General features: G+C 59.9%; 12 protein-coding genes and 1 pseudogene. 8 read left to right on the forward strand and 5 right to left on the reverse strand.

All coding sequences use genetic code 11. The features are described 5' to 3' along the window. Positions 1-35: 35 nt before the first annotated feature. Together J2Y68_RS16055 and J2Y68_RS16060 are read right to left on the reverse strand one after the other, a co-directional pair. Positions 36-191: pseudogene (locus J2Y68_RS16055) on the reverse strand (AAA family ATPase); the annotation flags it as partial. A 402-nt stretch (positions 192-593) separates the two neighbouring features. After that, positions 594-1,088: an Lrp/AsnC family transcriptional regulator gene (locus J2Y68_RS16060; RefSeq protein WP_309994804.1), complete on the reverse strand. Its 495-nt coding sequence runs from the start codon at positions 1,086-1,088 to the stop codon at positions 594-596. A 150-nt stretch (positions 1,089-1,238) separates the two neighbouring features. On the opposite strand from J2Y68_RS16060, the gene hisC reads away from it, so the two are divergent. The 8 genes from hisC to J2Y68_RS16100 all read left to right on the forward strand — a co-directional run bounded on the left by hisC (position 1,239) and on the right by J2Y68_RS16100 (position 10,755). Further along, positions 1,239-2,372 carry a histidinol-phosphate transaminase gene (gene hisC / locus J2Y68_RS16065; RefSeq protein ID WP_309994805.1) on the forward strand — a complete coding sequence of 378 codons (1,134 nt, stop codon included), beginning with the start codon at positions 1,239-1,241 and terminating at the stop codon, positions 2,370-2,372. Positions 2,373-2,382: 10 nt separating this feature from the next. Next, positions 2,383-3,810 carry an amino acid permease gene (locus tag J2Y68_RS16070; protein WP_309994806.1) on the forward strand — a complete coding sequence of 476 codons (1,428 nt, stop codon included), beginning with the start codon at positions 2,383-2,385 and terminating at the stop codon, positions 3,808-3,810. Between the two features lie 2 nt (positions 3,811-3,812). Next, entirely contained in the window at positions 3,813-5,492 is a 1,680-nt protein-coding gene (locus J2Y68_RS16075; RefSeq protein ID WP_309994807.1) for a thiamine pyrophosphate-dependent enzyme, read from the forward strand. Positions 5,493-5,671: 179 nt separating this feature from the next. Beyond that, positions 5,672-7,081 carry an aldehyde dehydrogenase family protein gene (locus J2Y68_RS16080; RefSeq protein WP_309994808.1) on the forward strand — a complete coding sequence of 470 codons (1,410 nt, stop codon included), beginning with the start codon at positions 5,672-5,674 and terminating at the stop codon, positions 7,079-7,081. A gap of 426 nt (positions 7,082-7,507) precedes the next feature. Further along, on the forward strand, positions 7,508-7,732 hold the full coding sequence (locus tag J2Y68_RS16085; RefSeq protein WP_309994809.1) for a hypothetical protein: 225 nt from the start codon (positions 7,508-7,510) through the stop codon (positions 7,730-7,732). Positions 7,733-7,956: 224 nt separating this feature from the next. Continuing rightward, positions 7,957-8,553, forward strand: coding sequence for a recombinase family protein (locus J2Y68_RS16090; RefSeq protein WP_193591244.1), 597 nt, complete (start codon positions 7,957-7,959; stop codon positions 8,551-8,553). Between the two features lie 7 nt (positions 8,554-8,560). Then, positions 8,561-9,943, forward strand: a complete 1,383-nt coding sequence (locus J2Y68_RS16095) for a Mu transposase C-terminal domain-containing protein (RefSeq protein WP_309994810.1) — start codon at positions 8,561-8,563, stop codon at positions 9,941-9,943. A gap of 2 nt (positions 9,944-9,945) precedes the next feature. Next, positions 9,946-10,755 (forward strand): AAA family ATPase, encoded by an 810-nt coding sequence (locus J2Y68_RS16100; protein ID WP_309994811.1) that lies wholly within the window; start codon positions 9,946-9,948, stop codon positions 10,753-10,755. Positions 10,756-11,067: 312 nt separating this feature from the next. Here the strand turns inward: J2Y68_RS16100 and J2Y68_RS16105 are convergent, their stop codons facing one another. From J2Y68_RS16105 to J2Y68_RS16115, 3 genes are all read right to left on the reverse strand, one after another. Further along, positions 11,068-12,696 (reverse strand): SIR2 family protein, encoded by a 1,629-nt coding sequence (locus tag J2Y68_RS16105; RefSeq protein ID WP_309994812.1) that lies wholly within the window; start codon positions 12,694-12,696, stop codon positions 11,068-11,070. Between the two features lie 604 nt (positions 12,697-13,300). Next, a complete protein-coding gene (locus J2Y68_RS16110) occupies positions 13,301-13,621 on the reverse strand; it encodes a hypothetical protein (RefSeq protein WP_253469477.1) in 321 nt (106 codons plus the stop codon). Beyond that, complete coding sequence (locus tag J2Y68_RS16115) at positions 13,621-14,253, reverse strand: AAA family ATPase (protein ID WP_159736797.1); 633 nt, start codon at positions 14,251-14,253, stop codon at positions 13,621-13,623. The genes J2Y68_RS16110 and J2Y68_RS16115 overlap by 1 nt, the downstream gene beginning before the upstream one ends. Between the last annotated feature and the right edge of the window lie 386 nt (positions 14,254-14,639).

Raw genomic sequence — 14,639 nt, forward strand, 5'->3', positions numbered from 1 at the left:
GATAAATGGCGGTGTTTTTTGATCGGTAAGTGTCGTTAGTTGCCTATCACGAGGACGCTGGCGGCTGCTTCTATGACGTCGTCTGTGATGGTTTCGAGTTAATTGATTTTCAGGACGCGGGTGATCTGGGGGAAGAGTCGCTCGAGGAGTCGGAAGTTGCCGCGGGTGATTCGTTCGATTGCTGCGATGGCTAGACGTCGCGTTTCCAGTCATGTCCGCCTACTTAACCAGCGAAGCCTGCTAATCCAGCAACTCGCGACCCGCCTTGACAACCCGACGGCTTGCGCTTCGCCAAAGAATTTCTGGATCGTCGAACGGATAGCTAACCGAGCGGGGTCCAGCAGTCTTAGCGCCGCGCTGGTACTGACGTGGAGGTCACTATCCTTCTAAACCTCCCGGAGCAATCCGTGCGACAAGGTTCCCACCTTGCGCGCACGTCGATCCTACGCATGCACCACGGCCGACGCGCTAACGCTCTTCCAAGAGTGTCCTCCGAGCAGTAAGCCGAGCACCGTCGAAGGCCTTGGTCTGAGATCGTTTCCGCGACTACCGATGGTCCGCGCAGCCGCTGTCGGATGAAGGTTGGTTCCCACCTACTGGTCGTCGCTACCGACCTGGCTGAAGAGGGGCAGCACGCGGTTTTGGAAGTGGGTTTGCAGCACAATGGCGCTGCGGGTCCTGGTGACGGCTCCCGTTCGGGAAATAGAGTCAAGGACGCGCTGGAGGTCGTCGTTTGATTTGGCCACGATTCTGATCAGGACGTCCTGATCCCCTGAGACGGTGTACATCTCGACAATCTCGGGGATCACTTCCAGTGCCGCTCCTACCGACACGTGGCCGACGTTTTGGGAGATCTCGACGGAGACGAAGGCCATCACCGGGTATCCGAACTTGGCAGGATTGAGTGTCGGGGCGATCTGTTCGATGACGCCTGTCTTCTTCAGTTTGTCCAGTCGGCCCTGGACTGTGGGCCGCGCTACTGCGAGTTGCCTGGATGCTGCCAGGACCCCAATGTCCGAGTCCGCGGAGAAGAGTTCCACGATCTTCACGTCCAGCTCATCGATTTTCATGGTCAAGATGCCTTTCACCAGTTGAGCTTACAGAATGTAAGTAGATTCTAACTTTCATGGTGGACATTTATACATAAAAGATAGGTTTTACCTGACCAGTTGTCAGGAGTGTTGCGAGCTGGGAATGTGTGAGTCACCCCACATTGCTCAGCGAAGGAAATCACCCCTATGACACACGCTCTGCCCCAAGGATCGACTGCGGAACGAGTGACGTTGCGCTCAGCCCTGCGTGACCTTCCTGCCTATAAGCCAGGGAAGTCGGCAGCTGTTGCCGGCACTGTTCAGTACAAGCTGTCCTCGAATGAAAACCCGTACCCGCCGCTGCCTTCGGTAAGGGAATCGGTCGCAGAGGCGGCGGCTGGCATCAACCTCTACCCGGACATGGCCTGCGAGACGATTACCGAAGCGGTGGCCCGGCGCTGGGGTGTTTCCCCCGCCTCGGTCAGCTTTGGCGCCGGGTCTGTGGAGGTCGCCTCGCAGATCATTCGTGCCGTCGCCGGCGAGGGCGACGAGGTCATCTTTGCCTGGCGCTCCTTCGAGGCTTACCCAATCCTGACCGCGCTGGCTGGTGCGAAGGCAGTCCACGTGCCCCTGACCCAGGACGAGCGTCATGACCTTCCGGCAATGGCAGCAGCCGTCAATGAACACACCCGGGTCATCTTCGTCTGCACCCCCAATAACCCGACCGGCACTTCTGTCACCGCTGATGAGCTGCATGACTTTATGGCAGCAGTGCCGAAGGATGTCCTGGTCGTTATCGATGAAGCCTACGTGCATTTCAACGTTGACCCGGCAGCGGCCCAAGGCATTGATTTCTTCCGGGCCTACGCGAACGTCGTCATCCTGCACACATTCTCCAAGGCCTACGGACTTGCCGGGCTGCGAATCGGCTACGCCATCGCCCCTGACTACGTCTCGGCCGCGCTCCGCGCAGTGGCCATCCCGTTCGGCGTCTCCGCCCTCGCCCAGAAAGCCGCGCTGGCCAGCCTCGCAGCTGAGGAAGAAATTGAAGCCCGCATCTCCTCGCTGGTCACCGAACGGGACAAACTACAGCGCGGACTCGTCGAGATCGGCTGGGACGTCTGCCCCTCCGAGGCCAATTTCGTCTGGCTGCGCATCGGTGCCACGACCCGGGAAATCGAAGACATATTCACCCACGCTGGCGTCATCGTCCGGGCCTACCCCGGCGACGGCATCAGGATCAGCGTTGGCGCCCCCGAAGCAAACGATCAGGCCATCCACGCGGCCAGGGACGCCTTCAATCACTTCACCACCACCTCAGCCCTTGCCCAAGAAATCTAGGAGAAGACGCATGAATCCCATCACCACCGGCTCCCCGGAAGCGATCGCCGCGTCAACCGGAACAGTCCGGGGCCTCAAACCACGTCAGCTGACCATGATGGGCCTGGGCGGCGCCATCGGTGCAGGGCTGTTCCTTGGCAGCGGCAAAGGCGTCGCTGCCGCCGGGCCAGCCATCCTGATCTCGTACATCGTCGCCGGCGCCCTGGTCATCTTGATCATGTGGATGATCGGTGAACTCTCCGCCGCGAATCCTGCCGGCGGCGCGTTTTCAACGCATGCTGAGAACGCGTTCGGCCCCGTGGCGGGTTACACCGTTGGTTGGCTGTACTGGGTCCAGCTGGCCGTGGTCGTCGCCGCTGAAGCGGTCGGCGCGGCGGCCATCCTGACCGGTGTTCTGCAGTCTGCCCCGGCAGGAACACCCATCCCGCCTACCTGGTTGCTCGCCGCCATCTTCATGGCCGCCCTGACCGCGGTGAACATGTTCGCGGTGTCCAAGTACGGCGAGTTCGAGTTCTGGTTCGCATTCATTAAGGTCGCCGTTATCCTGGCCTTTCTCCTGGTCGGGGTGCTCCTGCTGCTGGGCGTGCTGAACGGGACCAGCCCGGGCCTGTCCAACTTCACCGATTTCGCTCCCAAGGGAGCTGCCGGGGTTGGCGCCGGACTGCTGATGGTGATCTTCGCCTTCGGCGGCACCGAAATCGTCGCGATCGCCGCCGGGGAAACCAAGAACCCGGAAAAGAGCGTCGCCACGGCCATCCGCACCGTGGCGTGGCGGATCTGTGTCTTTTACGTCGGCTCGGTGTTCATCATCGTCGCGGTCCTGAGCCCGGAGGCAGCCAACGCGCCGGAAGGCCCGTTTGCTGCACTGCTGAACGTCGCAGGCATGCCGGCCGCCGGAACCGTGATGGCTCTGGTAGCTGTGTTCGCACTGCTCAGCGCGCTCAACGCGAACGTCTACGGCGCCTCCCGGATGCTGCACTCCCTCTCCCAGCGGAGGCACGCTCCAGCCCGCCTACGGAAGACCGGTACCAACTGCGTCCCCCGCGCCGCCGTGCTCTGGACCGTCGCCTTCGGATTCATCGCAGCCATGCTCGAAGCCATCTTCCCGGGCAAGGTTCTGGAAACCCTCCTGTCCATCGTGGGTTCAACCATCATCATCATCTGGGCCGCCATCGCAGCCTCCCAAATCACACTTCGCCGCCGCAGGGACCGTGCGACAACGCCTTCCACCGCTCCCACGACCTACCGGATGCCACTGTTCCCGTACCTGTCCTACACCGCTGTGGGACTGCTGGCCCTGATCATTATCGTGGCCATGCTCGACGCCGGAACCCGCACCCAACTGCTGCTGACGTTCACGGCCACCGTCCTGATCGCCCTTAGCGGCATCGCCGTCACCCGACGCACCACCAAAACCCTCGAACCCAAGGAAGCATAGGAATGACCTCCAAAATCCTCGACACCCGCACCACTGACAACGTGCCCGAGGACGCCGCCCAGATCACCACCCGCACTGCGGGGCAGGCAGTCATCGACGGCTTGCGCGCCCACGGCGTGGACACCTTCTTCGGCATCCCCGGCGTGCAAAGCTACGAGCTCTTCGACGCCCTCCACCAGGAGGACGCCATCGAGGTCATCGGCGCCCGGCACGAGCAGGCCTGCGCCTACATGGCCCTGGGGTACGCCCAGTCCACCGGAAAAACTGGTGTTTACAGCGTGGTTCCTGGCCCCGGTATCCTCAACGCCGGCGCCGGGATCCTGACCTCCCTGTCGACCAGTACCCCCACGGTGTGTCTGACCAGCGAGATTCCCACCGACTACATGGGCCGCGGCATGGGCCACCTGCACGAGATGCCCGACCAGCTCGGTACGGTCAAGTCCTTCGCCAAGTGGGCCGAGAACGTCCTGGACCCCGCACTGGTCCCGGCCACCGTCGATGAGGCCTTCCGCCAGGCCGGCAGCGGCCGGCCCGGGCCCGCTGTCGTCGCCGTACCCTGGGACGTCTTGACCCAGCGCGCCCAGATGCCGGCAAACCAGCCGGCCTTCGCGCCCACACCGGCACTGGATCCGGAAGTGATCCAGGAAGCTGCACGTATCCTCTCCGGTGCCAAGAACCCGATGATCATGGTGGGCAGCGGCGCCCGGCACGCGGCCCCCGAAGTCCTGGCCTTGGCCGAAAAGCTGCAAGCCCCCGTGGTGTCCTTCCGCGGTGGCCGCGGGATCGTGCCGGACAGCCACCCTCTGGGCTTCACCTGTGCGGCTGGCTTCGAGCGCTGGAACAATACCGATGTCCTGCTCGGTATTGGTTCCAGGCAGGAGCTCATGTGGTTCCGCTGGCCGGACAAGCCTGAAAACCTTGTGCACATCAACCTGGACATCGACCCGGCCCAACATGACCGGCTCGAAACGGACCTCGGCATTACCGCTGACTCCAGAGACGGCACAGTTGCGCTGCTCGATGCCCTCGCAGAGAGCCCCACTCGCGCTTCCCGGCACACGGAATTCGGGGCCGTGAAAACGGCCAAGAAGAACGAGATAGCAGGGCTTACTCCGCACGCAGACTACCTGGGCAGCATCCGCGAAGCGCTGCCCTACGACGGGTTCTTTGTGGAGGAAGTTTCCCAGATAGGGTTCTCGTCCTTCTTCGGCATCGACATGTTCGAACCGCGGCGCTTCATCACCTGCGGATACCAAGGCAACCTCGGTTACGGCTTCCCAACGGCCCTCGGCGTGCAAGCCGGAAACCGGGACAAGGTCGTCATCTCCGTCACCGGCGACGGTGGGTTCCTGTACGGGGCGCAGGAGCTCGCCACTGCAGTGCAGCATGGACTAAATGTCATTACGGTGGTGTTCAACAATGCTGCGTTCGGCAACGTCAAGGCTGACCAGCTGCGTATCTATGGCCAGGAATCAGCCTCCGAACTTCACAACCCGGACTTCGTCGCCTTCGCAGAATCCTTCGGCGCATTAGGCTTGCATGCCCACACGCCGGCGGAGCTGAAGAGTGCCATTCAGGAAGCGATCGAAGCCAAGCGGCCCACCGTTATCGAAGTTCCCATGCCGCTGTCCTTGAAGGACACTCCATGGAAATTCCTGATGCCCGCAAGCCGGAAGCAGTAAGAGCTTTTCCGTCACGCGTTATCGGGTGGGGCGACAATCATTTCCTGTCGCCCCACCGCACCCTACCTCTGCCCCCCACCACAGCGCCTTCCCTCCGCGGCAAGGATGCTGCCCGGGACGCAAAGACCTATGGCGGGGCAGAACCATACGTTGAAAGAAAACTCGAAGTGGAGTAACCCATGGAAACCTTTGATGCGCTGCTTGCGTCTATTGCCCCTGTCGCCGGTGAGAGCCGGGCCCTTGTGAACCCGGCGACTGGTGGTGTTGTCGGGTGGGCACCTGTCCACACTGTGGAAGACCTGGAAGGGGCGGTCACCGCTGCGGTTGCTGCGCAGCCTGCGTGGGCTGCGCTGGGTCACGAGGCGCGTTCGGCTTATCTTTTGAAGGCAGCGACGGCGGTTGAACGCTCGGCCGAAGAACTCGCCCAGCTGCTCTCGCGTGAGCAGGGCAAGCCGTTGAACGGTCCTAATGCTCGGTTCGAGGTCGGCGCCTGCGTTGCCTGGTTGCGCGCGGCAGCTACCACGCCGGTGATTCCGGAGACGTTGGTCAACGACGGTGAAACCCGGGCGGAACTGCACTACCGCCCCATCGGGGTGGTAGGTGCGATTGGTCCGTGGAACTGGCCGATGATGATCACCATCTGGCAGATCGCCCCGGCGCTGCGGATGGGCAACGCCGTGGTGGTCAAACCTTCCGAATACACGCCACTGTCCGTCCTGGCGCTGGCCAAAGTCCTCAACGAGGAACTCCCCGAGGGCCTGCTCACGGTCATCTCCGGGGGCCGCGACGTCGGCGCCCGTCTCGCAGAGCACCCGGCCATCGGCAAGATCATGTTCACCGGCTCCACGGCGACCGGCAAGGCGATCATCCGGTCGTCAGCGGAGACGGTCAAGCGCCTGACCTTGGAGCTTGGCGGGAACGACGCCGGCATCGTCCTGCCCGACGCCGATCCCAAGGCCATCGCCCAGGACCTGTTCTGGGGTGCGTTCATCAATACCGGCCAGACCTGCGCCGCGCTGAAGCGCCTCTACGTCCACGAGGACATCTACGACGCCGTTTGCGAGGAACTCACCGTCGTGGCCAAGGCCATGCCAATGGGCGACGGGCTGGACGAAAACAATGTCCTGGGCCCGCTGCAGAACAAGGCGCAGTACGATATCGTCGCCAACCTCGTGCAGGCAGCGAAGGACGCCGGCGCCCGGGTGCTCATAGGCGGTGACCCGGACTCCAGCCAGCCCGGCTACTTCTACCCCACCACCCTGGTGGCGGACATCGACAACAGCAACCCCCTGGTTGCTGAAGAGCAGTTCGGTCCCGCCTTGCCGATCATCCGCTACAGCACTATCGACGAAGCGATCGAGAATGCCAACGGCCTGGACGTGGCCCTCGGCGCCTCCGTATGGTCCTCCGACCCCACGGCCGCCCGTGAGGTCGCCTCCCGCATCCAGGCTGGCACCGTCTGGATCAACAAACACGGCGCCGTAGACCCCCGCATCCCCTTCGGCGGTGCCAAACAATCCGGCTACGGCCTCGAATTCGGCCTCGAAGGCCTCAAACACCTGGGCGTCCCCCAAATCATCAATGGCTAATAACCTGCCCCACACTCATCGTCCGCGCACTGCCATTCGTCCACTCCGTTGCATACGGAAGGGAGAACTGATGCCGGCACTGGACGGCACCCAGACACTGTGGACACTCATACACAGCATCGACTGGGCCTGAGGACGGTCAGCCCTATCGCCAGCGGGAAACGTCTTCGGATCCATCCCCGATGTTCATACCGGCCCACATCTGCCGAAGGAAGCACCGTGAAAAGCAGGGAGCTTGTGCGCAAAAGGAAAGCCCAACGACCTGAAAACAAAGGAACCATCTGCAACCCGACAGGCGAAAGCCGGCCGGCCAAGCAGCCAGTTGAGAAACCGACCTATGTCCTTCGACGCAGAACCGCCGCGCCGGATTGCCCATCGTGATTTCAGCGGCGCCAGCAGTCTCCTTGATTAAGCAGGAACAATACCTTGAAAACCGCACTGCAAAGCGACTGGGCCGCCCTCATCGGCGCGGAAGTCGAAGTGAAAATGGACGGCAAATGCGTCAGATCCGGTCTCGTCGATGACGCCATGCCAGACTCATCGATCATCTGGCTTGCTGCTGACCACCGCAATCCGCGAACACTCTACGAGGCACAGGAGGCTACAGAATCTGGGCACCACAACCCAAGCAAAATAATCCGGCGTCCCTGAAGCAAGACACACAGAAAGCGCCTCAGGCTCTCAAAAGGGAACAGAGACGAGGTTCCTTAGAGGATTGTCTGGAAATACAACAGGTTTTCGAGACACCAGTCTCCCGTCGAAATTGTCAGTAGATCGCCGCGCCGTTTCTATCCGGTTCATGTCTTGGAAAGTCGTCTCGATGAAAACCGTCTTAGCCGAGTGCTTTCACTGACTTTCTCAGGCACAATGGCCGGGTGAGGCATCTTGGGTATACGCGCGTGAGCACTTCGAGTCAGGATGCTCAGCTGCAACTCGATGCATTGGTCGCCGCGGGAGTCCAGAAGCGCGATGTCTTCGCCGATGTCACATCCGGGAGCAAGGCCGCCGCCGAGCGGCCCGGGATGAAGAAACTGCTCGCCTATGCAGAAGAAGGCGATACTGTCGTGGTGTGGCGGGTGGACCGGCTGGGCCGGTCGCTGATTGATGTCCTCAACACGGTTAACCTGCTCCGGGAACGTGGGATCCAGGTGCGATCCATTTCTGATGGAATCGATCCGGCGACTTCGACGGGTCGGTTGATGCTGAATATGCTGGCCACCCTTGCCGAGTACGAACGTGAGCTGATCGTTGAGCGGGTCAACGCCGGCATCCTGGCTGCAAGACAGAACGGCACGCGTTTCGGTAGACCAGCCTCCGATCCGATGGTTATTGCGGACAAACTCGCCGTCGTCCAGGATGCGAGGGCCAAGGGGCGCACGGCCGAGGACGCGGCGCGTCTGGTGGGCTGGAGCCGGGCGACCTTGTACCGGCATCAGCAGGCCCTGGCCGCCCGTAAGAGTACCGGCACGTAGGCTCACGGTGAACGGCGATGAACGCTGGAAGATCCTCCGACTTCACGTCGAGGACCAGGTTCCACTCGCCATTCTCGCCCGGGACACGGGGATCAGTGCCCGGACGCTTCAACGCTGGCACCAGCTTTACAAGGCTGGCGGCCTCCAGGCACTGGACCGGAATACGCGCTCCGATACAGGCAAGCGGCACACCGACGCCGATGCTGTGGCGGTCATCGAAAGACTTGCCCTGACGAAGCCGCGACCGAGTCTTGCCACTTTGCACCGCTTGACTGTTTCTGAAGCAGGCCAAAAGGGCTTTCACGCGCCCAGCTACGCCACAGTGCGTGAGATCGTCCAAGCGCTCGATCCGGCCCTGGTAACCCTCGCCCTCGAAGGTCCTGCCTCTTATCGAGACCGGCACGAACTCGTCTTCCGTCGCCGTGCCGACCGGCCTAACCAGATCTGGCAAGCCGACCACACCGAACTCGACATCCTCATCACCGGAGCGAACGGGAAGCCGGACCGGCCATGGCTAACAACCGTGATGGACGATCATTCCAGAGCCTTGTGCGGGTACATGGTGTTCACCGGCGCACCATCGGCCATGAACACAGCCCTCGCCCTCCGACAGGCCATTTGGCGAAAGAGCGACGCGACCTGGGCGATGTGCGGCATTCCTGACGTTCTGCACGTCGACCATGGCTCTGATTTCACCAGCCACCACCTTGAACGCACGGCGATCGAGCTTCATATCCGCCTTATCTACTCAACGATTGGCCGACCCCAAGGACGTGGAAAGATTGAACGCTTCTTCGGCACCGTAAACACCGAACTCCTCGCCTCACTCCCAGGGCATCTCGGGCATGGAAGCCGGAACCCCCAACCAGCGCTTGATCTTGCCGCCCTTGACCGGGCCATTGGGTCCTTCATCGCCACCTACAACGAACGACCCCACCAGGAACTCGGTCGTTCTCCGAGGGACAGCTGGGTCGCAGACGGCTGGTTACCACGTATGCCCGACAGCCTCGAAGCCCTCGACGGGCTCCTGCTCACGGTACCGAAACACCGTAAGGTCCAGCGCGACGGAATCCACTTCCAGGGCCAGCGCTACCTCGCTCCGACTCTGGCACCCTTCGTCGGACACACGGTTACGATCCGCTACGACCCCAGAGACATCTCCGAAATCCGCGTCTACGACCACGACACCTTCATCTGCGTCGCCATCGACGAAAACCATCCCAACCTCAGGCTCAGCCTCCGCGACATTGAATCTGCCCGCAGAGCCCGCCGGCGCGAGCTGCGACGGAGTATCAACGAACGCATACCCACTCACGCAACCCGCGAGGAACCACGAAAAACCGCACCAACACCAACCAGACGCCGGCTTGGCACCTATGAAGAGGACTGATCATGAACAAGGACTTCATTGTTACCAAGGAGCACAGGCGGTTCACGGAATTTGCCAACGCCGTACGCAAAGAGCAAACCATCGGGATCTGCCATGGCGAGGCCGGAGTGGGCAAGACCCAGTCGGCGCGCCGATACGCCAACTGGGACACGCTGGAGCCGTACGTCACAGAATGGGGTCGGCGCGGCGACCACGACGCCAAACACTACGCCCTTGCCAATCGCTCCCGCACGGTCTTCTACACACCCGAAGTGCTCCCCCGATCCAAAGACCTCATGCACGACATCGACCACCTACAGATCAGGATCGGCATCTGCGCAGATGAACACCAGCGCCTCATCGGAAAGGTCACCGGAGTTCTTGCTGGCAACACCAACAAATGGGTCGAACTGCTGATCATCGACGAAGCCGAACGGCTCACCCCGACCGTCCTTGAACTGCTCAGAGACAAACACGACCGCACCCACATCGCGATCATCCTTATCGGCATGCCGGGAATTGACCAACGCTTTCGCCACTACCCCCAGCTCTACAGCCGCCTTGGCTTTTCCCACCGCTACAGGGCCCTCGGACGCGAAGAACTCCTCTTCGTCTTGGACCGCCACTGGAAACGCCTCGGAAAGACACTGGACCCCGAAGACTTCACCGATGCCCAAGCCATCGCAGCAATAGAACGAATAACACGCGGCAACTTCAGACTCCTCGAGCGACTCTTCCCCCAGATCACCCGCGTCCTGAAAATCAACCAACTCGAAACCATCACAGACGACGTCATAGAAGCAGCCGCCAGCGTCCTCGTGATAGGCAACTAACGACACTTACCGATCAAAAAACACCGCCATTTATCGGCAAACTCCACAGGACAAGGGAAGTCGCAGAAATCCACGGCTTAGAAACGATGTCGGCAGTCAGGTCAGCGGTTCTTATCAAAGGATCCTTTGATGCAACGCCGAATGGCACTCGTGTACGCTCCCGCAGCTCCAATCAGGAATCTGTCCAAGCCTTCGGCCTGTGACTCTCAGCAATAGATGGCGGTCTTTGTAGGCACGGTCTGATTCAGTTCGTCTCTCCGTGCCTGTAACCGCCAGCTGGTTCGATGGCGCACCGTGGCACCCAGTACTGGATTACCCAGGCGTTCTACCCGACTTAAGCCGATCAAAGTGGCAGAGAGCCCTGCGGAATTGCGAGACGTTGCCGCCCAAGTCAGGCATAGCGTAAATCTCCCGAAGGACGGTTGCGAGTTCGTCCAGATCAGGGTTCTCGATAAGAGTGAGGCAATCAAGCTTAAAGTACAGGGCGTACGAGGAGTCTGCGATCTGACGCGGTGTGACAAGCTCGCCCGAAACTTCCCTTGTGAAGCGGGCACGGCTGCGAGCCACCACATTGATTTCTCGCTCAGCGAGCGAACGGACTATGTCTGTGAGTCCTTCGTAATTCACGACCCCATCAGTGTCGACTCGTCCTGCTTCAGCGAGATATTTGTAAACGGGTAGGAACGAGGTGGCACTGGGTCTGATTCCCATCGGAATGCCATACAGGAGAACGTTCTCAGCGTCCAAGGGGCGCTTGCGAAGGCCTAGTACATCATGTTCGATATCTCCCCGAGTTAGCGTTCTACCGCTGATCGTCGATAGGTCTTCCAGATCCTTCTCAGTGAAAGAGCCGACTCCGAAGACAACCCGGACGTCCCCGGCGTCTGCGGCATCGATGGGGATGGCACGGACCACCTCACGAGTCTGTGAAGGATCGGGATGCGTGACTAGATCAAAAACATGCTTTCGGAGCTGGCGAAGAACCGCCGCAGGGAATGGTCGCTCAAGTTGCGACATTGCATCCCAAATCCAACCTAGCGTGTTTGTTTCAATACGCGTGATGGGAAGCCGGGCACCTCCGCGCACGAGACTGGCTTGTTCAATCACTGGGACGAAGGCGGGGTTGCTGTTCCATTCCACAAAGTAAATACGGTGTCCAAGTTCGTCGATGCGATCAGGGCCGACAGCAGTGGCAATATTGTCGAGGATCTCGCCAACGTAATCATCATTGAGGCTGTATCCGACGAAGACGACAGGGTGCTCAGCGAAAATGGTCAGCAGTTTTGCTGCTAGGTAGTGATTTCGTCGGGAAAACCGCTCATAGTCGCCCTGGGTAACAACGAGCGAGAGCGGCTGATCTGCGCTCCCATGAATTTTGTATGTTTCCGCGATGAACTGCGCGTCGCTGAGAAGGAGTTCGTCCTGGCCAACATAGGCAGGAAACCCAGGAAAAAGCTGGTCCGTCAGCGAATCGTAATTGGTCGTGATCACGCCGTCCACAACCGCGTTGCGCAGTCGGTCGATCTCGTCGGACAAGTCCTTATCGTCTACCCCCGGGCGTCCAGGTACGAGGTCCTCGTGATCCTGAATGTAGGTTGCGATGGCAACTTTCAGGCCTCCATCTTCGTCCTTAACATGGGCCTTGTAGGCCATCTTCTGTGATTCGTACGCCGAGTCTCTCCACCAATGCGGGTGGAACTTCAGAGCGACAGATGTCGCGGCAGCCGGCAAATCGTTACTTGCCGACGCGAGGTGGTAGTCGAAGTCCTCTCCGATTTCATCCGCAAAACGTCGAAGTAGCGCTTCCCAGTCGGGCAACCCTAGGTATCTCCGTGAGAGACCGCTCCCGAGGAATAGATACGGGAGCGCTGAGTGAGCAGCAAGAGATATTTGCAGCTCTTCAGTCTGTGGAGGAACACCGTGGCTCACATCGGTAGGCATTGCTCAATTATCTGTGAGCTTGTGCAGGTTCCCGGGCGCGGCTCGCGGACACAGCTGGTACTCAGCCTTCACATCCGCCTGGCGGGCGGCATACTCGCAGCGGAAACTCCTGTCCGCTCGATGCCCTGCCACTCACGGCGCGAGATCATCGTCGCATCGGACCTACTTTGGTTCCCAACTCCCCCGCCCCGTTCAAAGGAGATATTTCACGGTGACACGACTTGTTGAGACAAACGGCGCAGGGAAGGATCCCCGGGATTCCGCACTTTCAGGTTTGGCCACCGTCTTCTTGAAGCAGGAGATGCGCGCCTCATAAACCTTTACCTTTTGTAAACAACGATCTGCGGGCCTACACCGACCTGAATCCCTCCGAAGGGCGCGAGCCACTTCGCTTGCAGAAAGTAACGCCCAGGACACAGATCGCGATGCGGTCCCCCTCTTTTCAAGATACTCAGGTTCAGGCGCCTGACTTCATGCGCAGCCGGACTTCAATTGTCGACATTCGACTCCCGGCCGTGCGGGACCGGCGGTGGCCTACCGGCAATCGAGCATCCTTTGGCCGGCAGTGAACGCTATCGAAGTGATACTAAACAGCTAGCGTTCTCTACTCATAGCTGTCTCGCACCTGCTCAAGTCCAATCCGCAGAGCTCTCAGCGCCATCGGGTGCTTCTTTCGCCCCTCCAGGGTTGCCACCATTGACAGGAGCTCCACAAGATCCAGGTCATTGTCGAATCGGAGCAGCATCGTTTTCGGGCGCTCCTTATCCCGTATATCACTAAGCTCAGGCGTGAAACTTGGTCGAATAGGCGTGATGCGTTGGTCTCTGGCGACCGGCGCTGTCAGAAAAGGTTCAGCTGCGTTGCCAAACGCTTCTATCGCTTCCTCCCGCGCTTTCTCCGAAGCGGAACGTTTTTTGAGCGCCATTAGCCGATCAACTCCTCTACTAAACCGCGGATCTCTCGCGCAGCTTTGGGATTCTTCCATTCCACGACACCTAACCCCTCACCTACTACGTCGCGATAGGCCTTACGCTCGTACAGAACAGTCTGGAGTGGCTCGATGCTTGGGTAATCGGCAAGATACTCTCTTGCGTCAGCGCTCTCTGACTCAAAGGCATTTGTTGATACACGCGTCAGGGCTCCCCGAACACGTAGGGATGGATTGAAGTCGCGTGCTGTTTCGATTAGTCGGTCAACCGTCACCAGTGTGTCCAAGTCAAACTGACTGGACTGAGTCAAAATCAACAGCTGGTGCGCAGCCGTCATGGCCGTACGCATTTCTTTGCTATCTTTACCTGCGACATCGACCAAAACGATGTCGTAACTCGTGTCGAGCTCTCGCAACGTCTCGTGGAGACTGCCCAGCTTTTCGACGACAAAGATGCGAGGTTCGTGACCGGCCTCCTCGCGGTCAACGGCCCAGCGGGCAGTAGACCGCTGGCGGTCTCCGTCCACTACCGCTACACGCATCCCGCGTTTCGCGAGCTCCACGGCCATGTTAGTGACGACTGTGGACTTACCCACCCCGCCCTTTTCGCTTCCAACGACAATGATCATGACTTCCACGCTAGCTGAGAGAAGCTATCAAACCAGTACTGACACGCTAGTGCTTTGATATCACTTCCAAAGTGATATCAAAGCACTAGCGAAAAGCTAGTAGTTCAGTACTCCTCCGATGGGCCCCACACCAAGGAAACACGAGGAAGAGCGGTATCAAACCAATACCACCGCGATAGCATTTCGATATCACTTTCAAAGTAGTATCAAACCGATATCAGATCGGGATCGCGGGACCTCCTCCCGTCGCCCCGAACTGGCCGACCTTGGTATAGAACAGCTAGCACTTTGAAAGTGATATCAAAGCACTAGCGAAAAGCTAGTAGTTCAGTACTCCTCCGATGGGCCCCACACCAAGGAAACACGAGGAAGAGCGGTATCAAACC

This window comes from Paenarthrobacter nitroguajacolicus (assembly GCF_031455195.1).
Lineage (GTDB): Bacteria > Actinomycetota > Actinomycetes > Actinomycetales > Micrococcaceae > Arthrobacter > Arthrobacter nitroguajacolicus_D.